Raw genomic sequence first — 19,592 nt, forward strand, 5'->3', positions numbered from 1 at the left:
GAAGCCGGTTGAGCCGGCTGGCTGACGAAAGCCTGTCCGGCGATAGTGCTCACGCGCATCACTCCCCCGGCAGAAGAATCAGCTTCCCAACGGTGCGCCGGGATTCCATGTCCCGGTGCGCTTGCGCTGCCTCCTCCAGCCGGTAACGCTGGCCGATCGTCACCCTCCACCGGCCTGAAGCAAAGCCCTCGAACACCTGCGCCGAGCGCGCCAGCAGTGCCTCCCGCGTGTGCACGTGATGCATGACCGAGGGGTACGTCAGCTTGATGCTGCGAGGCAGGGAAAACACATCCAGCGGCGCAATCGGGTCCATGAACGGCCCGTACAGTGCTAGCGTTCCGAAGTAGTCGAGCAAGTCGATGGACTCCTGAAAACCCTCCGCGCCCGTGCCGTCGTACACCACATTCACCCGCTGCCCTTCGGTCAGCCGGAAAATCTGCCCGGCGATGTTTCCGGCGCGGCCGATCACCACGTAATCCGCCCCGGCGGCCAGCACGGACTTGACTTTGTCTGCCTGAGACACCCGCATCATAGGTGTTCTGCCCGGTCGATCAAGTGCATGGGCCTCCTCCCGTGGGGGGATCGCGCGGGATCAGACCGCCGTGAGGGTGACGTCGATGTTGCCCCGTGTGGCTTTCGAATAGGAGCAGTTCTGGTGCGCGGCGTCGATCAGTTGCTGCGCGATAGTCGCGTCCAGACCCGGCAACGAGACCGCCAGCCGCGCCTGTAAAAAGAAACCGTGTTCGCCATGGCCGAGGTCAACCTGAGCGCCCACCGAGGTGTCGGCAGGGAAACCGATCTTGCGGGCATTACAGGCGTGACGCAGCTCGCCGATGAAACACGCCGACCAGCCCACGGCGAACAGTTGTTCCGGGTTGGTGCCGTTGCCGGGCGCCCCGGGCGGCGACAGTTTGAGGTCGAGTCGGCCGTCCTGGCTCAGCCCTTGGCCTTCACGCCCTCCGGTGGTCCGGGTGTGGGCGGTGTACAGAATTTTTTCAACGTTGATCATGAAATCTCCTGGTGAACGATGGCACTGAGGAGCGCGAATCAGAGGGCTCTCGCCCACCGGCGGTGATGGCTGGAAAGCGATTCGGTCGAAGCATCGCCCGACACCCCGTGCAGGTAGTCGACAAGGGTGCAACGGGCGATCTCGATCAGCCAGGCGCGGATAGGGTGCGCCGGGTCGTAGCTCGCACAGCGCTGATAAATAGCCATCAGCGCCGCTTGAACCAGCCCGGCGAGGTGCTCGTGCCGGGCGCGTCCGGCCTGGATCTGCCCCTCGTAAAACGCATTGAGCAATGGCGCCACCGCCGCGAACAACGGCTGCGACGCGCCCTTGCCGTGGATCACGACGCCAGTGATCAGCGTACCCAGTTGTTCGTTGCTGAGCCGGTCGATCTCGCGCAGACAGCCACTGCGATCAGAGTCGGTCATGTTCAAAACCCTTTCAGATCGTCGATTCACCTGAATGAAGAGGCGCCGTTGACGGGCTGCCACGGGTTTCAGGGCCGAGACGAGAAGATGCGCGTGGTGGCATCCCAAGGCCAGTTAGGGGGTATTAGCGCTTGTTAGTTGCACGGCGCACCTGATGCACCACATCGAGGCGATCGCAAACAGGCATGTGCAGATTCAGTGCGCAATTATGGATTCTGCCCACCACTCGTAGCAGCACGGCTTGCCTGCGGCGGCGTTCTGATCATCGCCACCGCCACCAGGGCGGACTGCTACAGAGGGAGCAGTGATCTCGGCTTTTGATTCTCGTCTTACGGCCAGAAAGGGGTTGGCACACTTCATGCTTTTGTACTTTTATTCAAGTAACTTGAATATAAATACGGTCCATTCAAGGGGATTCCCGATGACTCGCTTCACACTCAAAGCCTTGTCCTTATCGCTGGTCACGTTGTGCAGCATGTCGATGGCTCACGCCGATGACCTTCTGCAGCGCATCAAGCAGAAGCATGAAATCGTGGTGGCCACAGAAGCGCGCTTCGCGCCCTTTGAATCGGTGGAGAACGGCAAGATCGTCGGCTACGGCGCCGACCTCATGCATTACGTGCTGGACGCTGACCTGCCTGGCGTGAAGGTGCGTCAACTGGACCTGCCCTTCCAGGGCATCCTGCCGGGGCTGGACAGCAGCAAGTTCGATTTCGTAGTGACTTCGGTCACGGTCAACAAGGCGCGCTTCGATCAGTTCGCGTTTACCGTGCCGATCGCCGAATCCACCGTGGCCCTGCTCAAGCGTGCCGACGACAGCAACATCAAGACCCTGGCCGACCTCAACGGTCGGGTCATCGGTTCCCAAGCCGGTTCCGGGCAACTGGCGGTGCTGCAAGCGCTGGACACCAAGCTCAAGGCCGAGGGCCAGCCGGGCCTCAAGCGCATCAAGGAATACGTGAGCTTCGATGAGGCCTATGCGGATCTGGCCAACGGCCGTCTCGATGGTGTGGCGCAGTCGCTGTCCAACCTTGGCCCGCTGATGAAAGCGCGTCCGGGCCTGTTCGCCACCCTGCCGGAGATGGTCGGCCCGACCACCTACTTCGGCTGGGTGGGTCGCAAGGGCGAAGACAGCGCCTCGCTGGTCAAACTGTTCAGCGACGGCATCGCCCGCGCGAGTCAGGACGGCACGCTGAAGAAGCTGCAAGACAAATGGTTCGGTTTCAACATGACCCTGCCGACCGACGCCATGCCAGTCCCGAGCATCTGAGCCTGCGATGATGAACGATTTCAGCAGCCGTCTGGCGTTGTACTGGCCTGCCTTGCTCGACGGCGCACTGACCACCCTGTGGTTGTGCGCCATCGGGATGCTGCTGGGCTTCGTGCTGGGGGTCCTGCTTCATCTGTTGGCCCATGGGCGTAGCCGCGCGGGCGTGGCCTTCACGCGGGTGTACGTCAGTTTCTTTCGCGGCACGCCCATGCTCGCCCAGTTGCTGTTGCTGTTCTACCTACCCTCGGCGCTCGGCCTCGACGTGCCGCCGATGGTGGCGGCCGTCGCGGCACTGGCCTTGAACACTGCCGCCTATCAGTCGCAGATTCTCAGCAGCGGCTTCGCGGCGATTCCCAAAGGCCAGATGGAGGCGGCCTCGGTGTTCGCCCTGGGCAAGTTCAACACCCTGGTTCACGTCCAGTTGCCTCAAGTCTTGCGACTGACATCTCCGGCGCTGATTTCCGAGCTGATCGACGTGATCAAGGTGTCGGCCGTGGTCTCGGTCATTTCCATCACCGATTTGATGCGGGTCGGCCAGCAACTGGTCTCGCAGACCTATCGCCCGCTGGAGGTGTACCTGGTGATGGGCCTGTTTTACCTGGCGCTGACCAGCCTGTTGAGCCTGGTCGGCAGCCTGCTGGAACGCCGTTGGCGGGAGCGCACCTGATGCATGAGTTATTGAGTTATCTACCCGATTTCGCCAACGCGTTGCTGGTCACGTTAGGCATCAGCCTGGCGGCGGCCTTTGCCGGGTTGATTCTGGGTTTCACCCTCAACGCTTTGCGCCTGGCGGTGCCGGGTTTCTCGGCAGTGTACGGCGCCTATGTCTGGCTGATTCGCGGCACGCCGTTTCTGGCGCAACTGGCGGTCGTGTACTTCGGGTTGCCGGTCATCGGCTTGAGCCTTGAGGCTGTCGAGGCAAGCATTCTGTCACTGGCGTTGTACAGCGGCGCTTATTTCGCCGAGCTGTTTCGCTCGGCCTGGGCGAGCGTGCCCCACGGGCAAGTGGAAGCGGCGCGGGTCCACGGCATTTCCCGCCGCCAGGTGTTCTGGCACGTGCAGGCGCCACAGGCGATGGCCTTTGCCCTGCCGCTGTTGGGCAATCAGGTGATCCTGACGATCAAGGAGAGCGCCGTGACCTCGATCATCACCGTCCCTGAACTGACCATGACTGCCGGGCGCATCGTCTCCACCACTTTTTCCTACGTCATGCCTTACGCCCTGCTGGTGCTGAGCTACTGGCTGCTGACCACCACGGTCGCCGCCGTGGCCCGCACCCTGGGCCAGCGCATGACCCGTCACCTGCGAGGCTGACCTGATGAGTAACCTACCCCTTCTTGAACTGCGCGGCGTCGGCAAATCCTATGGCACGAACCGTGTGCTCAGCGGTTTTGATCTGCGCGTGTATTCGGGGGAGATCGTCTCGCTGATCGGCCCCTCCGGGTCGGGCAAGACCACCGCCCTGCGCTGCATGAACTTTCTGGAGCGCTACGACGAGGGCGAGGTCTGGATCGACGGCCAGTTGCTGGGCTACAGCAGCGCCGGGCGCCGCGAGCAGGATCGCGACAGCGAAGCCAAGGTCGACGAGGTGCGCAAACCGGTGTCGATGGTGTTTCAGCAGTTCAACCTGTGGCCGCACATGACGGTGCGCGAGAACGTCATGGCACCGCTGGTGCTGGGCAAGAAAATGACCAAGGCCGACGCGCAAACATTGGCTGACCAAGCGCTGGCCCGCGTCGGACTCAGCGCCAAGGCCGACGCCTACCCGGCACGGCTGTCTGGCGGGCAACAGCAGCGCGTCGGTATTGCCCGGGCGCTCGCCGTCAAACCTCGGCTGATGCTCCTGGACGAACCGACCTCCGCGCTGGACCCGGAACTGGTCGAGGAAGTGCTGCAGGTCATCCGCAGCCTGGCCGACGACGGTATGACCATGGTCATGGTCACCCACGAAATGAGCTTCGCCGCACAGATTTCTTCGCAAGTGGTGTTCATGGAGGCCGGGCGTATCGTCGAGACCGGCGCCCCTGAGCCGCTGTTCAACGCACCGAAAACCGAACGCCTGCAAAAATTTCTCAAACCCTGGTTCAACCGCAGCCTCACCCCCCGTGCGCAGGTGACCCCATGAACGCCGAAAAAACCCTGCGCGCCGTGTCGGCGGCACGCCTTCAATACTGGCTGGAAACCCTGGCCACATTTGGTCCGGGCACCCACGGCGGCATGAACCGTCAGGCGCTGTCCGAGGAAGAGTTGCAGGCCCGCGCCTGGCTGATCGACGAAGCGAAAAAGCTCGGTTGCACGGTCTGGACCGACGGCTGCGCCAACCTGTTCATCCGCCGCAATGGCCGCGAAGACCTGCCGCCCGTGATGACGGGCAGCCACATCGACACCCAACCCACCGGCGGCACACTGGACGGCTGTTACGGCGTGATGGCCGGGCTGGAAGTCCTGCATGCGCTGACCGAGGCCAATGTGCAGACGCTTCGCCCGATTGAAGTGGTGGTCTGGACCAACGAAGAAGGCAGCCGTTTCAGCCCCGGTGCGATGGGTTCCAGCGCTTATGTCGATCCTTCGCGACTGACGGAGTACCGCACGCATCAGGACGCGGCAGGCATCACCGTCGGTGCCGCGCTGGACGCTCACGCGCAGCGTTTCCCCGAGCTGCCCCATCGGGACAAAATCGCCACCCATGCCTTCGTCGAACTGCACATCGAACAAGGTCCGGTGCTGGAACAGGCCGATATTCCGCTCGGCGTGGTGTCTGGCATTCAGGGCGTGCGCTGGTATCAGGTGCGTTGCACAGGCGCCTCGGCCCACGCCGGCACGACACCAACGCCCATGCGCCGCGACGCGCTGCTGATGGCGACAAACACCCTCGGCCCCATCGACGCGCTGGCCGACCGGCTGGCAGGCGACGACAAACGCCTGACCTTCGGCCGCTGGAACGTGCACCCCAATGCGATCAACACCATTGCCGGGGAAGTCACCTTCAGCATCGATTTCCGTCACGCCGACCCGGCCGTGCTCGACGCGTTCGACGCCGGTTTGAGCGCCTGTCTGCCTGTCGACGCCGAGCTGACTCGCCTGTTCACACATGCCCCGACGGTCTTTGATCGACAGGTGCTGGACGTGCTCGAACAAGGCTGTAACGCCACGGGTCTGCCCTGGCAACCGATTCGCTCCGGCGCGTTCCACGACGCCATGTACCTGGCCGAGCACTGCCCCAGCGCAATGCTGTTCGTCCCGAGCCGCGACGGCATCAGCCACAACCCATTGGAATTCACTGAACCCGCACAGTTGGAAGCGGGCGTCCGGGCACTCGCCTGGAGCCTGGTTGCACTGGCCGAACAACCCTGATCTCACATCTGGGTTTAACCCTAAGGAAACAACCATGAACCACGTCACTCACAGCCACGACTTCCCCGCCTGCTGCCAGCCGGACAACGGCGCCTCGCTGGGCGTCAACGCAACCCTGCAAGAACCGATTTCGGTCGATGGCACCCCCGTCCTCGGCCAAACCTACACCGTGCCTGCCCGCTGCGGCCGCGCCGTGCGCCTGAAGGCCGGTCAGGTGATCAAAATCGTTAACACCCACGGCACTCAGGTCTGTGACACCTGGCTGTTCAACAGCGAAGACATGAGCGAATTCCTGTCGATGGAGCACGCTCGGGCCCACTGTGACCGCATCATTCCGAAAGTCGGTGACGAGTTGTTCAGCAACCGTCGCCGCACCATCGGCACCCTGCTGAGCGACACCTCGCCGGGCATCCACGACACCCTGATCGCTGCCTGCGACCTGCACCGCTACACCAACCTCGGCGTCGAGGGTTACCACGACAGCTGCGCTGACAACATGCGTCTGGCGCTGCAAGCCATCGGCCTGCGCTCCCACGAAGTGCCGCAGCCGTTCAACCTGTGGATGAACATCCCGGTCAAGCCCGACCACACCATTGAATGGCTGCCGCCGGTCTCCAAGGCCGGTGACTACGTGGAAATCCGCGCCGACATGGACGTGGTCGTGGTGATGTCCGCCTGCCCACAAGATATCGTGCCGATCAACGACCTGAACCCGGTGGAAGTGACCTTCTCGGTTCACGGCTGATCCATCCCCCAGTAGACGGCAGGCATCCGTCGCCCTAGGATGCCTGTCGCCCACTTCAAGCGATTGTGTTCATCGAGGAATGCATGTCCAAAGCCAGCCACCCGCCCGCCGCCAAAGCCCTGCACTCCGAGGGCTTGCCCAGTCTGGCCGTGCGCCTGCGTCATGCCCGCAAGGTCGCCGGGCTGACCCTCAAACAGGTCGCAGAAGCCGCCGGCTGCTCGGAAAGCCTGATCTCCAAACTGGAAAACGACGCCGCCTCGCCTTCGCTGGCCATGCTTCATCGTCTGGCGATCGCGCTGGGCAGCAACGTGTCGGAACTGACCTCTGAAGACTGGGTGTCCGAAGAACCCGTGCTGCGTGCCGGTGCCCGTCAAGTCAACCGCTTCGCCCAAGCCCGCAAAGGCTACATCGACCTGGAACGCATCACCCACCCGCAAAAAGGTGGGCTGCTGCAAGGCGACATCCACATCGTCTCACCGGGCATGGTCAGTGAAATGATCGAACACGCCGGTGAAGAAATGGGCTACATCATCGAAGGCAGCCTGGACCTCACCCTGGGCGAAACCACCTACACCCTGAACCCGGGCGACTCCTTCCACTTCCCCAGCAACGTGCCCCACGGCTATCGCAATGCCACGGATCAGATCGTGCGGATTTTGTGGATCAACACCCCGGCGACGTTCTGATCCGCCAATCGTGACTATCCTGTTGAGACGTTGAGGGCAGGCAACCCCGTCTGCCCGTCGAACTTCAGGAGAATCGCCATGCGCGTCATGGTCCTGGTCAAAGCCACCGCCGACTCCGAAGCCGGTGCGCTGCCCTCCCCCGAACTCCTCACTGCCATGGGCCGCTACAACGAAGAGCTGGTCAAGGCGGGCATCATGCAGGCTGGCGAAGGGCTGCACCCCACTTCACAAGCCGTGCGCATCCGTTTTGCCGGTTCCACCCGCACCGTCATTCCAGGCCCGTTCGCCCACACCGGAGAACTGGTCGCCGGGTTCTGGTTGTGGCAAGTCGACTCGATGGAACACGCGATCGAATGGGCAAAACGTTGCCCCAACCCGATGCCGGGGGATTCAGACCTCGAAATCCGTCCGCTGTATGAAATGGAAGATTTTGCGGAGAACTTGACGCCGGAGTCGAAGGAACAGGAGGCGCAGCTGCGCAGCCGGTTGACGAAGCAGGAGACGAATGACGAGTAGAGCGGCGGACGTCGTGCACGCCAATGCGTTACGCGTCAGCGAACGCGGCGCCAAGCAGTTTCGTCATGCACTCCCCTGCCTTCCCGGTGAGCACAAGATCATCCGGCGCATCGACCTTTTCAGTGTTGATGTGCACCACCTGAGCGCCGTGTCGCCGGGCGATCTCCGGGATTTGTGCAGCAGGTTGCACGACACCGGAGGTGCCCAGCGAGAGCAACAGATCGCATTCTTGAGCGGCCTGAAACGCAGTTTTCAGCGCTCGCTGAGGCAATGCCTCGCCAAACCACACCACGCCAGGCCGGATCTTGCCGTTGCAGCGCGGGCATCGAGGCGGCTCCAGTGCACTCGGTGACTCCGGTGGGGCGCTCAAGGGTAATGAGTAAGCGCGGGTGCAGGCAAAACAGCGTGGCGCTTGAAGGCTTCCATGCAAGTGAAGGACGTTGTGACTGCCCGCACGCTCGTGCAGGTCGTCCACGTTCTGGGTCACCAAAAGCAGTTCCGGGATGCGACGCGCCAACTCGGCGATGGCCCGATGGGCCGCGTTGGGCTGCGCCTGAATGACCAGCCGCCTGCGCCATTCGTACCAGCCCCAGACCAACGCCGGGTCTTTACGAAAGGCCGTTTCGGTCGCCAATTGCGCAGGGTCGAACTGTGCCCATAAACCGGTGAGCTGATCACGAAAGGTGGGGATGCCGCTCTCTGCCGACACACCCGCTCCGGTGAAAATCACCACGCGTTTGGCAGTACGCAGGAAGTTGACAGCGTTGGTGAAGGCCGTTTCTTGGGTGGGGGTGGGCACGGGGTTCGAACACTCCAGATTGCGTACGGGGCGGATACTTTTATAACGCAATCCGTCCAACACCGCCCAACCCTTTCCAGGACACGGCCAACGCCTGTGGGTCAGCCGACGTACGCCGGATAATCCGTAAACCCCTTCTCGCTCCCGCCATACAGCGTCGCCGGGTCCACCGGGTTCAGCGGCCAGCCATTGACGATCCGCGCTGGCAAGTCCGGGTTAGCAATGAATGGTCGACCGAAGGCGATCAAGTCAGCCAGACCGGCTTCAACCAGCCGCGCGCCGCGCTCTGCCGTGTAGCGACCCGCGTAGATGATTCGCCCGCTGAACGTGCTGCGTACCTCACGACGGAACGACTCTGGCAGATCAGGGGCGTTGTCCCAGTCCGCTTCGGCAATCGAAACGTAAGCCGCACCCGCCCGCTCCAGCACCTTGATCGCTTCGATGTAGGTGCGGTGGGGGTCGTTTTCCACCATGCCGATGTAGACGCGGTCCTGATCGGTGGTGGTGAACAAAGGAGTGAAGCGCACGCCCAGACGCTGAGCGCCAATGGCTTCGGAGACCGCCTGAACGATTTCGCTCAGAAAACGCAGGCGGTTTTCCAGCGAACCACCGTATTCGTCATCACGCTGGTTGGCGTGTTCGGAAATGAACTGGTTGACCAGATAGCCGTTCGCCGCATGAATTTCCACGCCATCAAAACCAGCGGCAATCGCATTGCGCGCGGCCGTCGCGTAAAGCGCCACCAATTCTTTGATTTCCGAAACGCTCAGGGGACGAGGCATCGAGGGCAACACCAACTCACCCGCGCCTGCGGCAGTTTCGATGAACGCTTTGGCGTTGGTCGCCTGAATCGCCGAGGGTGCGACGGGCGCCTGGCCGTCTGGCTGCAAGGCGTGATGAGACACACGGCCTACGTGCCAAAGCTGCGCGAAGATCACGCCGCCGTCAGCGTGCACGGCATCGGTGACTTTGCGCCAACCGTCGATCTGTGCCTTGCTGTAGATGCCCGGCGTCCAGGCGTAGCCTTGGCCGCGCGGCTCGATCTGTGTGCCTTCGGTGATCATGAAACCTGCCGAAGCGCGTTGCCGGTAGTAGTCAGCCATCAGGTCCGAGGCAATATCCCCCGGTTGAGCGCTTCGCTGGCGGGTCAGCGGTGGAAAGGCAATACGGTTTTTCAGCGTATGACTGCCCAATTGGACAGGGGTAAACAACGATGGAAAGTGCATGTTCGGTTTTCCGGTTCAAAGTGAGGACATGAGGCCATGGTAGGTGCGGTTAAAAACGCCCTCAATGTCGTATACGCAAGGATTCCGGACACTGCGGTCGAACGTGCGTTGCGGCGTGAAAAAACCGGGCACACTGTCGATCAGGGGCGTTGCCAGCCGCTGCCCGCCCCCTGACAATTCACCTTCCCACTCGCCAGGAGACGCCCGATGCACAGCGTTGCGCTGATCGTTTATCCGCGCTTTCAATCCCTCAGCCTTTCATTGGCGTCGGTGTTTGAATGCGCGAACCTGCTGCGAGGCGAGCAAGCCTACGAGTTTCATCTGGTCTCCCCCAAGGGCGGCCCGGTGATGTCGTCCCAAGGGTTTTCGGTCAACAGCACTGCGATGAGGCCCGAGGGTTACGACACGGTCATCGTCAGCAGCTTTCTGGAACTGGACGATCCGGACTCCGAACTCCTGGCCTTCGTGCAAAGCGCCTCGGCACAGTCTCGGCGTGTGGTGTCGTTGTGCGTGGGCGCCTTCGTGCTGGCCGAAGCCGGATTGCTCGACGGTCGCCGCGCAACGACTCACTGGCTCCACGCCCCCGCCTTCAAACAGCGTTACCCGAAGATTCGACTGGAAGAGGACCGGTTGTTCGTGATCGATGGCCACCTCTGGACCGGCGCCGGAATGAGTGCAGGCGTGGATCTGGCGCTGGCCATGGTGGAAAGCGATCTGGGGGTGGACTTGGCGCGTCGGGTGGCACGCAAGCTGGTGATCTATCAGCGCCGGGGCAGTGAACAATCGCAACTCTCGGCGCTGCTGGAACTGGACCCGCGCTCCGATCGCGTGCAACTGGCCATGGCCTACGCCCGCGAAAACCTGACTGAAGATTTGTCCGTGGAGGCCCTGGCAGCAGTGGCTCGGCTCAGCCCGCGACAATTCAGCCGCGTCTTTCGGGAAGAAACCGGGCAAACCCCGGCCAAGGCCATCGAAAGCCTGCGTCTTGAAGCCGCGCGGGTGATGATGGAGACCAGCCGTCATCCGGTCGAAATCGTGGCCCGAGAAACCGGGTTCGGCGACCGGGAGCGCATGCGTCAGGCGTTTCTGCGGGCGTTCGGCAAACCGCCACAGACGATGCGCAACGAGCTGTTTTCATTGGCCATCGGGCAACGTGGCTAAGGCCATTGCTGCACTCACGAGTATGCCGTTCATCGCCCATTCTTCATTTTCGTTAATCCCGAACGCTGCCCCTTGAGTCACAACCAGGGAGCGGCGGGCACGTCTGCCTGCCGCACCCTCTCTGCCCTGTGTGATAAGAGGCCTGTGACATGAACAAGAAACTGAGCTACGCGGTCACGATGACCGGATTGACCTGCTTGCTGTCGCTGCCGGTAATGGCGGCCACCACTGAAACCGGATCCAGCACCACGCCAAAAAGCACCATGAGCGCTCCGGCGAAGGACCACTCGACCCACTCCAAACAATCGTCGCGCCCTGAAGGCACCAATGGTGCCAACACCAAAGGCACGGCGCTGCCCGGCTCGGGTGGCGAAGCCGGGAGTGGTGGCAATTCAAGCCCCGGTAACAAAACCCAGTCAGGTGCTGGCAGCGCGGACGACTGACGCCACGCAGGTATGGCCCGGGCCGGGCTGCGATTGCCCCCGGCACCGGGAATTACGTTGAACTAACGGTTCGGCCTCACGATCAGTTTTATCGCGCAGCTTGCGTAAAGGCCTGTCCAGCGCCCTGCACGCGGATTCGACCTCAAGTGACTGAACGATAAGGAGCCATCGTGACCGACACAGCCCTGTTCCCCCTCCGACGCCCTCCCGGCCCTCTCCACTCCATCCTGCTCGGCGGCACCGTCGCGCTGTTTCTCGGCGCCTTGCTGAGCGACATCGCCTACTACAAAACCTACCTGATTCAATGGAGCAACTTCGCCTCCTGGCTGATTGCGGGCGGCATGTTGTTCTGCGGTCTGGCGTTGCTGTTCGCGCTGGTCGATCTACTGCGTACACGACCGAAATCCGGGCGCCCCTTGGCGTACTTTCTGATACTGCTAGTGACATGGGGATTGGGTTGGGTCGACGCTTTCGAACACGCGAAAGATGCCTGGGCAGTGATGCCGTCGGGCCTGATCTTGTCCGCGATCGTGACCTTGCTCGGCATCGTATCGGCGTGGATCGGCTTCACCCGTCCAGACTTGGCCGCTGTCCGCACGGGAGGTGCGCAATGAAATACGCTTTTGCTCTGACGACGCTGAGCGCTGCCTTGTTGCTGAGCGCGTGTGGCGGTGAGAAAGACACACAGCAAACCCATGGCCCCGACCCGAAAATGCCTCAGGCCCAACGTGGTCTGCTGCCGAGCATGAAAATCGCCGAACCCACGCCATGGGGCGATCAGAAGCCGTCGGTTCCCGAGGGATACAGCATCTCGGCCATTGCGACGAATCTGCGCATTCCTCGACAAACCCTGGTGTTGCCCAACGGCGATATTCTGGTGGCCGAGGGCCGTGGCGGCGCCGACGCACCGAAGCTCAAACCCAAAGACGTCATCGCCAGCTACATAAAGGCTCAGGGCAACACGCAGGTCAAAGGCGGCAATCGCCTGACCCTGCTGCGCGACGCCGATGGCGACGGAAAATACGAGCTGAACACCGTGTTCGCCGAAAACCTCAATGCGCCATACGGCCTGGCCTACGCCAATGGCAAGCTGTACGTCGCCAACCAGGACGCACTGGTGCGTTTCGACTACACCGACGGCCAGACCAAAGCCAACGGCGCACCCACGACGATCACCGAACTGCCATCGAAGATCAATCACCACTGGACCAAGTCCCTGGCCCTCAGCCCGGACGGCCAGACGCTGTACATCGGTATTGGCTCCAACAGCAACGTCACCGAGCGCGGCATGGAAGTGGAGCTTGACCGTGCGCAGATCTGGCAGATCGATGCTCAAACGGGCGCGCACAAGCCTTACGCCACCGGCGTGCGCAACCCCACCGCGCTGAAAATCCAGCCAGGAACCGGCCGACTATGGGCCGTGGCCAACGAGCGTGATGAATTGGGTGAGGATCTGGTCCCCGACTACCTGACGTCCATTCGCGAAGGTGGCTTCTACGGTTGGCCTTACAGCTACTGGGGCCAGAACGTCGACACCCGCGCTCAGCCGCAGGACCCGGCAAAAGTCGCCTCGGCGATCAAACCGGATTACAGCCTGGGGTCTCACGTTGCCGCCCTTGGCCTTGATTTCTCAACGCCCGTCATGGGAGAGAAATTCGCCGACGGTGTATTCGTCGGCGAACACGGCAGTTGGAACCGCGACAATCCGGTGGGCTACAAGGTGGTCTTCGTGCCCTTCAGCAACGGACAAGCCACGGGCGAACCCATCGACTTTGCCACCGGATTCCGGGGCGCAGACGGCAAGACACGAGGCAGGCCAGTGGGCGTCACCGTCGACCCTCGTGGCGCGCTGATCATTGCTGATGATCTGGCCAATACAGTCTGGCGCGTGACACGAAATCGATAACAGACACGCTGCAGATTCCTGAACTGCCCCTGGCGCGAATTCCGGCGGCGCCATCTGCAACGGATTGCCATCGTACTGTACGGTATCGCGCTGGCCTTGCCGGGACCACGTGCTCAAAGTTGATCGGTGCTTGAAAAAAGAAAGGGCGACGTATCGCGTCGCCCCGCTTCTGAGCATCAGATCTGAGCCTGACCGCCGTCGACGAACAGTTCGATGCCGTTGACGAAACTGGCATCTTCAGAGGCCAGGAACACTGCCGCATTGGCGATTTCCACCGGCTCACCGACACGACCCATCGGGATTTGCGAGGCCAGGTAATCGAGCAGACCTTGTTGCTGAGCCGCATCAGGGCCGCCCAGGTCCACCAGACCCGGGGTTTTGGTCGCGCCTGGGCTGAGGGTGTTGATGCGCACGTTGCGGTCCTTTAGGTCCAGAATCCAGCTGCGAGCGAAGGCCCGGACGGCGGCCTTCGAGGCCGAGTACACGCTGAACGCCGGGGTGCCGGAGCTGGCGGCAGTAGAACCGGTCAGGATCACCGAAGCATTCTTGGCCAACAGTGGCAGCGCCTTTTGAACGGTGAACAGCCCCGATACAGTTCTCCCACATCCGGACTCACGTGCAGCTCATCGTTTTCCGAAACCCACCTACACTCTGGAGTAACCGCTTCCGGGGATGACGTCCTGCCGTCGCTCACCTCCGTCCGGACCTCTGATTTGCAGAGGTCCAATCCTTGAATTCATCGACCAGGAGGTGCAGGCATGGCCCACAAACGTTCCCCTTTCACCATGGATGGCTGGAACAAGGACTGGATCATCCACGGCCATAAACTGGTCTGCCGCAGTTGCGGTGCCGGGCAATGCCCGACGCTGGACGAACAGCCCTTCCGGCACAACGACGCCTGTGCCACATCCGTTACCGGGGCGCGTTATCCCTGGAAGGAACTGAACGACATCCTCAAGGACAACCTCTGCGACACCCGGCGAATGCTGCATTGAGCGTACGCCTGACGGTTGACCTGTGACGAGCATTCACACCCACTGTGCCTGGGCAGGTGTTTTTCTGCTGTGGACGCTCGCCTAGTCTGTGTTCAACCCCAGCCATTCAAGCAGCCGGGGGCCTGATCACTGACCGTGGAACGACACCGATGAGCACCGCAGCCAAGCCAGACGAACTCGCGATCCCTTATCAACTGCCGCAAGTGCCTTTCATGACGCCCGACATGGTGCACCCCGGCGTGCTGACCGACTGGCTCGCGGATGATGGACTCTGGGTGCCCGTCACCGCATCGGTGTCGTTCAAACCGCTGCTGTTGAGCACCACAGGCGGTTATTACATCAACCTGTTGCGAGTGCGTCAGAGTGGCGTGCTGTCGCGCCATCGGCACAGCGGTGGCGTGCACGCCCTCGTGCTCAAAGGCCGCTGGTACTACCTGGAACACGACTGGGTCGCAGAACAAGGATCGTTCGCCTATGAGCCGCCGGGGGAAACCCACACGCTGTTCGTGCCCGAAGGCGTCGATGAAATGATCACCTGGTTTCACGTTCAGGGCGGATACACCTATGTCGATCCGCAAGGCGTTGCCGTGGGCTACGAAGACGTGTTCACCAAGCTAGAAGCCGCGCGCAAACACTATGCCTCGCTGGGCCTGCCGGACGATTACATCGAGCGCTTCATTCGCTGAGCATCCGGTTGTTAAAAAGGGGTCAATGCTGGCAGGCTGCGTCCAACCGTAGCCTGTCGCGAGCGTGCAGATGGATCACTATTCACAAATGCTGGCCTTCATGTGGGCGCACGAACATGGCAATTTTTCGGCGGCGGCACGGGCGAACGGGCTGACGCCGTCGGCGATCAGCAAGCTGATCACGCGGCTGGAAGACCGCTTGCAGGTGCGGCTGTTTCAACGCGGCACGCGCAGCCTGGCACTCACCGAAGAGGGCGCGGCGTATCTGGTCAGCGCCCGCGAGGTGATCAACGCCATGGCCGAAGCCGACTCGCTGGCCGAGGCCTTTCCCGACCGGGTCAGCGGCTCGTTGCGCATTCACACCATGACCACCTTCGCCAAGCACCAGATTTTGCCGTGGCTGCCGAGCTTTCTGGCGGCGTATCCGGGCCTCACCGTCGATGTGCAGGTCGGGCCGCAATACGTGGACCTGTTCGATCAGGGGCTGGACATTGCCATTCACAGCGGCAGCCTCCCGGACTCATCGCGCATCGCCCGCAAGATCGGCGAGAGTGCCTGGATCACCTGCGCCTCTCCCGACTATCTGGCGCGCCATGGCACGCCGAACACGCCGCAAGACTTGCTCGATCACGACTGCTTCACCTTTGGTTTTCACAGCGCGTGGAACACCTGGCGGTTTCGCGACGAAGCAGGCGGCGTCTGCACGGTGCCCATCGCGCCCAAAGCGGTATTCGCCCAAGGCGATCTGCTCAGGGAGATGGCCTTGAGCGGCGCCGGGGTCGTCAAGCTGGCGCAATTTCACATCGGCGAGGATCTGCGACAGGGCGCACTGGTGCCGTTGCTGAGCGATTTCAGTCTGCCGGGCACGGAACCGATCTATCTGATTCATTCGAACCGCAAGCACCTGAGCCCGAGAATCCGCGTGTTTCGTGATTTCCTCGAACAACGACTGCGGGAGAACCCATGGGCCTGACGGCGATTCAGAACGTGGGCGGCGATACCGCGCTGACCACCACACAGACTTCATCGAACGGGTTGCGCATGCGATGGGGCAAGCGGCTGTCGAAGTAATACGCGTCGCCGGGATGCAGCACGCGCACTTCGTCGCCGACGGTCATTTCCAGCCGTCCTTCGATGATGATGCCGCCCTCCTCGGCTTCGTGAGAATACAGCTCTTCGCCTTCCTGGCCGGTGTCGGCGCCGGGTTCGTAGCGCTCATGGAGGATCATCATCGAACTGTTGGCCAGGTTCGCCCCGACCTGCCGGTACGACAGCATCTTGCCGTCCGCCAGTTCGACCAGGTCGCTGGCTTTGTAGAACACCGCGCGGTCGACCACGGCTGAGTCCGAAAAGAACACGCTGAGGGTGACGTTCAGGGGCTTGAGCAGGCGTTTGAGAATACTGACCGAGGGGCTGGACTTGTCGCGCTCGATGATCGACAGCGTGGCATGGGGCACGCCCGCCAGCTCGGCCAGGCCGCGGATCGACAGGCCCCGGCTTTGACGCAAGGCCTTGAGCCGCTCGCCGACTGACAGGGTGTCGTCTGTTGCAGGGTCGTCTTCAATGCGCTCTTCGGGCGCGTGGGGGTTGCGGCTGTTCGCCGGCGCTTCTGTCACGTTGTGTTCCTCGAATGAAGTCGGCGCACCCGATGGGGTTTTCGTGGCGCGTTTCGTAGCGCATGCCCTGTTCGTGTGCGCCGCCCGACCGGTCAGAAAGTAACAGGCGGCGAACACAGGCGTTTCTAGCGGCCAGCAGGCCAGAGAAACGGGTGCAGTGAACGATGGCGTCCACTATCAAATTCCGGGCGTGAAAAATCAATCGCTTACCGATTGTCCGGGCGATTTCAGGATTTCAGACGAGCAAAAAAATAAAACTTGCCCCGCAGAATGCTCGGTGGTAAATATTTTTACCACCACCCACACTCACTCTGCGTCGAGGTTCCACATGCACAAGAAGCACAAGCCGTGCCACGCTCTAGCCGCTCTCGCATTTGCCGTTGCAGGTCTGACCGCCGCGCAATCCGCCAGCGCCCGCGACCTGACCATCGTCTCCTGGGGCGGTAACTTTCAGGACGCACAGCGTGAGATTTACTTCAAACCCTTCGCCGAACAGACCGGCAAAAAAGTCCTCGATCAAAGCTGGGATGGCGGCGTGGGTGTGCTGGACGCCAAGGTGAAAGTCGGCAGCCCGAACTGGGACGTGGTCGAAGTGGAAGCCGAAGACCTGGCGCTGGGTTGCGAAGCCGGTCTCTACGAGAAAATCGACTGGGCCAAGGTCGGCAACAAAGCCGATTTCATCCCGGAAGCGGTCAATGACTGCGGCGTCGGCAACATCGTGTGGAACACCGGTGTGGCGTGGGACGGCGACAAACTGAAAACCGCCCCGACCTCCTGGGCCGACTTCTTCGACACCACCAAATTCCCCGGCAAACGCGGCCTGCGCAAAGGCCCGAAATACGCCTTGGAATTCGCCCTGCTCGCCGACGGTGTGAAACCGGCTGACGTTTACAAGGTGCTGCGCACCCCGGCCGGCGTGGACCGTGCCTTCAACAAGCTGGGCAGTATCAAATCCAGCATCGTGTGGTGGGAAGCTGGCGCCCAGCCGTTGCAAATGCTCTCCGCCGGCGACGTGGTGATGAGCTCGGCGTACAACGGCCGGATCAGCGGCTTCAACCGCAACGAAGGCAAGCACTTCAAATTCCTGTGGAACGGCAGCGTCTCGGCCATCGACTCCTGGACCGTGCTCAAGGGCAGCGAAAACAAGGCGGCAGCGATGGACTTCATCGCGTTCGCCAGCAAACCGGAGAACCTGTCCAAGCTGCCGAAATTCATCGCCTACGGTTTGCCCAACACCAAGGCCAACGCCTTCGTGCCCGCAGACTTGAAGGCCGAACTGCCGACCACGCCGGAAAACCTGGCCGAGTCGCTGCCGCTGGACGTTGAATTCTGGGTCGACAACAGCGAATCGCTGAACCAGCGTTTCAATGCCTGGATCGCTTCTAAATAACACGACGATGAAGCCACTCGGGATCAGATCCTGAGTGGCGTTTTTACTGCCCGGAATCTGAGGTCAAGCATGACGAATCTAGTGGGCGACGTGTCCAGCGCCGCCCGAATCCTGCCCGAACTGAATGGCGAGAAGCTGTTCATCCGCAATGGCAAAGGTGCCCATCTCTGGGACGACAAAGGCCGTCAGTACATCGACACCGCGCTGGGTTTCGGCGCCGTACTGCTGGGGCACGCCAATGACGCGGTGAACGCTAACGTCATCCAGGCCCTCGCCGACAGCGCGTCACCGTCCTGGGCGCACGTGCGCGAACATGGCGCCGCCACCGCACTGGCACACCACACCGGGCAACTGACGAAAGTCATGTTCACCAACTCCGGCAGCGAAGCGGTGCACCTGGCCTGTCGCGCGGCTCGGGCTTACACAGGCCGTGGAAAGATCGCCAAGATGGCCGCCGGTTTCGACGGCTGGTTCGACGACGTCAGTTTCGGCAACGTGACGTCCACCGAGGCCGGATTCAAAGACGGCGCTCGCCCCTCCACTGAACGCACCACACTGATCCGCTTCAACGACTTTGCCGACATCGAGCGGCTGTTCGCCGAGGACAGCGATATCGCGGCGGTCATCCTGGAACCGGTGCTCGCCAACGCCGGGTGCATCATGCCCTTGCCCGGCTACCTCAAACACGTCCAGGACATCGCTCATCAACACGGCGCGCTGGTGATCTGTGACGAAGTGCTGATGGGCTTTCGCCTGTTTCCTGGCCTGGCCGGGCTGCGCGAAGGGCTGGACCCGGATCTGGCCAGCGTCGGCAAGGCCATCGGCAACGGCGTGCCGGTGTCCGCAGTCGTGGGCAAACCGCATATTCTGGCGGGCTTCGAAGAAGGACGCGTCGCCCGAGGTGGCACGTTCAGCGGCAACCCGCTGGCCTGTGCAGCGGTGACCAGCACCCTGACGCAACTGGATGCAGAGGATTACGAACGCCTGATCCGACGCGGCGACACCCTGCGTGCGGCAATCGAAGCCAGCTTCAAGGCGCAGGGCATCCCTCTGGTGACCAGCGGTTACGGCAACGTCTTCGGCCTCTGGCCCGCCGCAATCGCCCCCACCACCTACGAACACGCGGTGCAGATCGCCAACCCGGCGTTCAGCAAGGCCCTGCACCTGACCTTGCGCGAAGCGGGCGTACTGGTGATGCCGTCGCCATACGGGCGTGTCTACCTTTCATTCGAGCACAGCGATGAGGTGGTCGAAGCCATGAAGGCGGCTTTCGACATCGCCGCCCGCCGCATGAAAGCCGAGTTTGGCGACGCCTGATCCTGCGTTGGGGAGCGGCGCAATCCCTGCACGGGCTGCGTCGCTCCA

General features: G+C 62.0%; 23 protein-coding genes and 1 pseudogene. 17 read left to right on the top strand and 7 right to left on the bottom strand.

Annotated features, from left to right (window positions below):
• Nucleotides 1-58 precede the first annotated feature (58 nt).
• The 3 genes from ACI5GA_RS04435 to ACI5GA_RS04445 are packed head-to-tail and all read right to left on the bottom strand — an operon-like array spanning nucleotide 59 to nucleotide 1,434.
• The gene (locus ACI5GA_RS04435; protein WP_421421907.1) at nucleotides 59-532 is read right to left on the bottom strand and encodes a zinc-binding dehydrogenase; all 474 of its coding nucleotides are present in this window, start codon (nucleotides 530-532) and stop codon (nucleotides 59-61) included.
• A gap of 60 nt (nucleotides 533-592) precedes the next feature.
• Nucleotides 593-1,009 carry an organic hydroperoxide resistance protein gene (locus ACI5GA_RS04440; protein WP_421421908.1) on the bottom strand — a complete coding sequence of 139 codons (417 nt, stop codon included), beginning with the start codon at nucleotides 1,007-1,009 and terminating at the stop codon, nucleotides 593-595.
• Between the two features lie 38 nt (nucleotides 1,010-1,047).
• Nucleotides 1,048-1,434 (bottom strand): hypothetical protein, encoded by a 387-nt coding sequence (locus ACI5GA_RS04445; protein WP_421421910.1) that lies wholly within the window; start codon nucleotides 1,432-1,434, stop codon nucleotides 1,048-1,050.
• Nucleotides 1,435-1,855: 421 nt separating this feature from the next.
• Here ACI5GA_RS04445 and ACI5GA_RS04450 point away from each other — a divergent pair, with 421 nt between their 5' ends.
• From ACI5GA_RS04450 to ACI5GA_RS04485, 8 genes are all read left to right on the top strand, one after another.
• Entirely contained in the window at nucleotides 1,856-2,704 is an 849-nt protein-coding gene (locus ACI5GA_RS04450; RefSeq protein WP_404630527.1) for a transporter substrate-binding domain-containing protein, read from the top strand.
• 7 nt (nucleotides 2,705-2,711) lie between these two features.
• Entirely contained in the window at nucleotides 2,712-3,371 is a 660-nt protein-coding gene (locus tag ACI5GA_RS04455) for an ABC transporter permease subunit (RefSeq protein ID WP_421421912.1), read from the top strand.
• Nucleotides 3,371-4,018, top strand: coding sequence for an amino acid ABC transporter permease (locus ACI5GA_RS04460; protein ID WP_421421914.1), 648 nt, complete (start codon nucleotides 3,371-3,373; stop codon nucleotides 4,016-4,018). The genes ACI5GA_RS04455 and ACI5GA_RS04460 overlap by 1 nt, the downstream gene beginning before the upstream one ends.
• 4 nt (nucleotides 4,019-4,022) lie before the next feature.
• On the top strand, nucleotides 4,023-4,829 hold the full coding sequence (locus tag ACI5GA_RS04465) for an amino acid ABC transporter ATP-binding protein (RefSeq protein ID WP_421421915.1): 807 nt from the start codon (nucleotides 4,023-4,025) through the stop codon (nucleotides 4,827-4,829).
• Nucleotides 4,826-6,058: a M20 family metallo-hydrolase gene (locus tag ACI5GA_RS04470; protein WP_421421916.1), complete on the top strand. Its 1,233-nt coding sequence runs from the start codon at nucleotides 4,826-4,828 to the stop codon at nucleotides 6,056-6,058. Before ACI5GA_RS04465 ends, ACI5GA_RS04470 begins: the two co-directional genes overlap by 4 nt.
• Nucleotides 6,059-6,092: 34 nt before the next feature.
• Nucleotides 6,093-6,803 (top strand): DUF1989 domain-containing protein, encoded by a 711-nt coding sequence (locus tag ACI5GA_RS04475; RefSeq protein ID WP_404630537.1) that lies wholly within the window; start codon nucleotides 6,093-6,095, stop codon nucleotides 6,801-6,803.
• Between the two features lie 83 nt (nucleotides 6,804-6,886).
• Nucleotides 6,887-7,489 (top strand): cupin domain-containing protein, encoded by a 603-nt coding sequence (locus ACI5GA_RS04480; protein WP_404630539.1) that lies wholly within the window; start codon nucleotides 6,887-6,889, stop codon nucleotides 7,487-7,489.
• 78 nt (nucleotides 7,490-7,567) lie between these two features.
• Nucleotides 7,568-8,005 (top strand): YciI family protein, encoded by a 438-nt coding sequence (locus ACI5GA_RS04485; protein WP_404630541.1) that lies wholly within the window; start codon nucleotides 7,568-7,570, stop codon nucleotides 8,003-8,005.
• Nucleotides 8,006-8,033: 28 nt separating this feature from the next.
• Here the strand turns inward: ACI5GA_RS04485 and ACI5GA_RS04490 are convergent, their stop codons facing one another.
• Both ACI5GA_RS04490 and ACI5GA_RS04495 read right to left on the bottom strand, forming a co-directional pair.
• Entirely contained in the window at nucleotides 8,034-8,804 is a 771-nt protein-coding gene (locus ACI5GA_RS04490; RefSeq protein WP_404630543.1) for an SIR2 family NAD-dependent protein deacylase, read from the bottom strand.
• A gap of 101 nt (nucleotides 8,805-8,905) precedes the next feature.
• Nucleotides 8,906-10,030, bottom strand: a complete 1,125-nt coding sequence (locus ACI5GA_RS04495) for an alkene reductase (RefSeq protein WP_421421919.1) — start codon at nucleotides 10,028-10,030, stop codon at nucleotides 8,906-8,908.
• A 207-nt stretch (nucleotides 10,031-10,237) separates the two neighbouring features.
• Here ACI5GA_RS04495 and ACI5GA_RS04500 point away from each other — a divergent pair, with 207 nt between their 5' ends.
• The 4 genes from ACI5GA_RS04500 to ACI5GA_RS04515 all read left to right on the top strand — a co-directional run bounded on the left by ACI5GA_RS04500 (nucleotide 10,238) and on the right by ACI5GA_RS04515 (nucleotide 13,540).
• Nucleotides 10,238-11,191: a GlxA family transcriptional regulator gene (locus ACI5GA_RS04500; RefSeq protein ID WP_421421921.1), complete on the top strand. Its 954-nt coding sequence runs from the start codon at nucleotides 10,238-10,240 to the stop codon at nucleotides 11,189-11,191.
• A 149-nt stretch (nucleotides 11,192-11,340) separates the two neighbouring features.
• Nucleotides 11,341-11,634, top strand: coding sequence for a hypothetical protein (locus ACI5GA_RS04505; RefSeq protein WP_404630549.1), 294 nt, complete (start codon nucleotides 11,341-11,343; stop codon nucleotides 11,632-11,634).
• Nucleotides 11,635-11,804: 170 nt separating this feature from the next.
• On the top strand, nucleotides 11,805-12,248 hold the full coding sequence (locus ACI5GA_RS04510) for a DUF2231 domain-containing protein (protein ID WP_421421923.1): 444 nt from the start codon (nucleotides 11,805-11,807) through the stop codon (nucleotides 12,246-12,248).
• Nucleotides 12,245-13,540 (top strand): PQQ-dependent sugar dehydrogenase, encoded by a 1,296-nt coding sequence (locus ACI5GA_RS04515; protein ID WP_421421925.1) that lies wholly within the window; start codon nucleotides 12,245-12,247, stop codon nucleotides 13,538-13,540. The genes ACI5GA_RS04510 and ACI5GA_RS04515 overlap by 4 nt, the downstream gene beginning before the upstream one ends.
• Before the next feature lie 176 nt (nucleotides 13,541-13,716).
• Here the strand turns inward: ACI5GA_RS04515 and ACI5GA_RS04520 are convergent.
• Nucleotides 13,717-14,139, bottom strand: a pseudogene (locus ACI5GA_RS04520) (SDR family NAD(P)-dependent oxidoreductase); the annotation flags it as partial.
• A gap of 159 nt (nucleotides 14,140-14,298) precedes the next feature.
• Between ACI5GA_RS04520 and ACI5GA_RS04525 the strand changes: the two are divergent.
• The 3 genes from ACI5GA_RS04525 (at nucleotide 14,299) to ACI5GA_RS04535 (ending at nucleotide 16,194) form a co-directional block, all read left to right on the top strand.
• The gene (locus ACI5GA_RS04525; protein ID WP_404630555.1) at nucleotides 14,299-14,535 is read left to right on the top strand and encodes a hypothetical protein; all 237 of its coding nucleotides are present in this window, start codon (nucleotides 14,299-14,301) and stop codon (nucleotides 14,533-14,535) included.
• A 149-nt stretch (nucleotides 14,536-14,684) separates the two neighbouring features.
• The gene (locus tag ACI5GA_RS04530) at nucleotides 14,685-15,221 is read left to right on the top strand and encodes a 2,4'-dihydroxyacetophenone dioxygenase family protein (RefSeq protein ID WP_421421927.1); all 537 of its coding nucleotides are present in this window, start codon (nucleotides 14,685-14,687) and stop codon (nucleotides 15,219-15,221) included.
• Between the two features lie 70 nt (nucleotides 15,222-15,291).
• Complete coding sequence (locus tag ACI5GA_RS04535; protein ID WP_404630559.1) at nucleotides 15,292-16,194, top strand: LysR family transcriptional regulator; 903 nt, start codon at nucleotides 15,292-15,294, stop codon at nucleotides 16,192-16,194.
• A 7-nt stretch (nucleotides 16,195-16,201) separates the two neighbouring features.
• Here the strand turns inward: ACI5GA_RS04535 and ACI5GA_RS04540 are convergent, their stop codons facing one another.
• Nucleotides 16,202-16,837: a cupin domain-containing protein gene (locus tag ACI5GA_RS04540; protein ID WP_404630561.1), complete on the bottom strand. Its 636-nt coding sequence runs from the start codon at nucleotides 16,835-16,837 to the stop codon at nucleotides 16,202-16,204.
• A gap of 328 nt (nucleotides 16,838-17,165) precedes the next feature.
• On the opposite strand from ACI5GA_RS04540, the gene ACI5GA_RS04545 reads away from it, so the two are divergent.
• On the top strand, nucleotides 17,166-18,227 hold the full coding sequence (locus ACI5GA_RS04545) for an ABC transporter substrate-binding protein (protein WP_404630563.1): 1,062 nt from the start codon (nucleotides 17,166-17,168) through the stop codon (nucleotides 18,225-18,227).
• A gap of 69 nt (nucleotides 18,228-18,296) precedes the next feature.
• Complete coding sequence (locus ACI5GA_RS04550; protein WP_421421929.1) at nucleotides 18,297-19,544, top strand: aspartate aminotransferase family protein; 1,248 nt, start codon at nucleotides 18,297-18,299, stop codon at nucleotides 19,542-19,544.
• Nucleotides 19,545-19,592: the final 48 nt, after the last annotated feature.

Origin of the sequence: Pseudomonas sp. Pseu.R1, from assembly GCF_045764065.1 — a bacterium.
In the GTDB taxonomy this organism is placed as follows: domain Bacteria; phylum Pseudomonadota; class Gammaproteobacteria; order Pseudomonadales; family Pseudomonadaceae; genus Aquipseudomonas.

Coding starts and splice junctions, on each gene's coding strand:
- ACI5GA_RS04515 (WP_421421925.1), top strand. CDS start 12,245: ATGAAATACGCTTTTGCTCTGACGACGCTGAGCGCTGCCTTGTTGCTG.
- ACI5GA_RS04495 (WP_421421919.1), bottom strand. CDS start 10,030: ATGCACTTTCCATCGTTGTTTACCCCTGTCCAATTGGGCAGTCATACG.
- ACI5GA_RS04550 (WP_421421929.1), top strand. CDS start 18,297: ATGACGAATCTAGTGGGCGACGTGTCCAGCGCCGCCCGAATCCTGCCC.
- ACI5GA_RS04435 (WP_421421907.1), bottom strand. CDS start 532: ATGATGCGGGTGTCTCAGGCAGACAAAGTCAAGTCCGTGCTGGCCGCC.
- ACI5GA_RS04455 (WP_421421912.1), top strand. CDS start 2,712: ATGATGAACGATTTCAGCAGCCGTCTGGCGTTGTACTGGCCTGCCTTG.
- ACI5GA_RS04450 (WP_404630527.1), top strand. CDS start 1,856: ATGACTCGCTTCACACTCAAAGCCTTGTCCTTATCGCTGGTCACGTTG.
- ACI5GA_RS04480 (WP_404630539.1), top strand. CDS start 6,887: ATGTCCAAAGCCAGCCACCCGCCCGCCGCCAAAGCCCTGCACTCCGAG.
- ACI5GA_RS04445 (WP_421421910.1), bottom strand. CDS start 1,434: ATGACCGACTCTGATCGCAGTGGCTGTCTGCGCGAGATCGACCGGCTC.
- ACI5GA_RS04535 (WP_404630559.1), top strand. CDS start 15,292: ATGGATCACTATTCACAAATGCTGGCCTTCATGTGGGCGCACGAACAT.
- ACI5GA_RS04500 (WP_421421921.1), top strand. CDS start 10,238: ATGCACAGCGTTGCGCTGATCGTTTATCCGCGCTTTCAATCCCTCAGC.
- ACI5GA_RS04470 (WP_421421916.1), top strand. CDS start 4,826: ATGAACGCCGAAAAAACCCTGCGCGCCGTGTCGGCGGCACGCCTTCAA.
- ACI5GA_RS04475 (WP_404630537.1), top strand. CDS start 6,093: ATGAACCACGTCACTCACAGCCACGACTTCCCCGCCTGCTGCCAGCCG.
- ACI5GA_RS04485 (WP_404630541.1), top strand. CDS start 7,568: ATGCGCGTCATGGTCCTGGTCAAAGCCACCGCCGACTCCGAAGCCGGT.
- ACI5GA_RS04505 (WP_404630549.1), top strand. CDS start 11,341: ATGAACAAGAAACTGAGCTACGCGGTCACGATGACCGGATTGACCTGC.
- ACI5GA_RS04525 (WP_404630555.1), top strand. CDS start 14,299: ATGGCCCACAAACGTTCCCCTTTCACCATGGATGGCTGGAACAAGGAC.
- ACI5GA_RS04545 (WP_404630563.1), top strand. CDS start 17,166: ATGCACAAGAAGCACAAGCCGTGCCACGCTCTAGCCGCTCTCGCATTT.
- ACI5GA_RS04465 (WP_421421915.1), top strand. CDS start 4,023: ATGAGTAACCTACCCCTTCTTGAACTGCGCGGCGTCGGCAAATCCTAT.
- ACI5GA_RS04460 (WP_421421914.1), top strand. CDS start 3,371: ATGCATGAGTTATTGAGTTATCTACCCGATTTCGCCAACGCGTTGCTG.
- ACI5GA_RS04530 (WP_421421927.1), top strand. CDS start 14,685: ATGAGCACCGCAGCCAAGCCAGACGAACTCGCGATCCCTTATCAACTG.
- ACI5GA_RS04440 (WP_421421908.1), bottom strand. CDS start 1,009: ATGATCAACGTTGAAAAAATTCTGTACACCGCCCACACCCGGACCACC.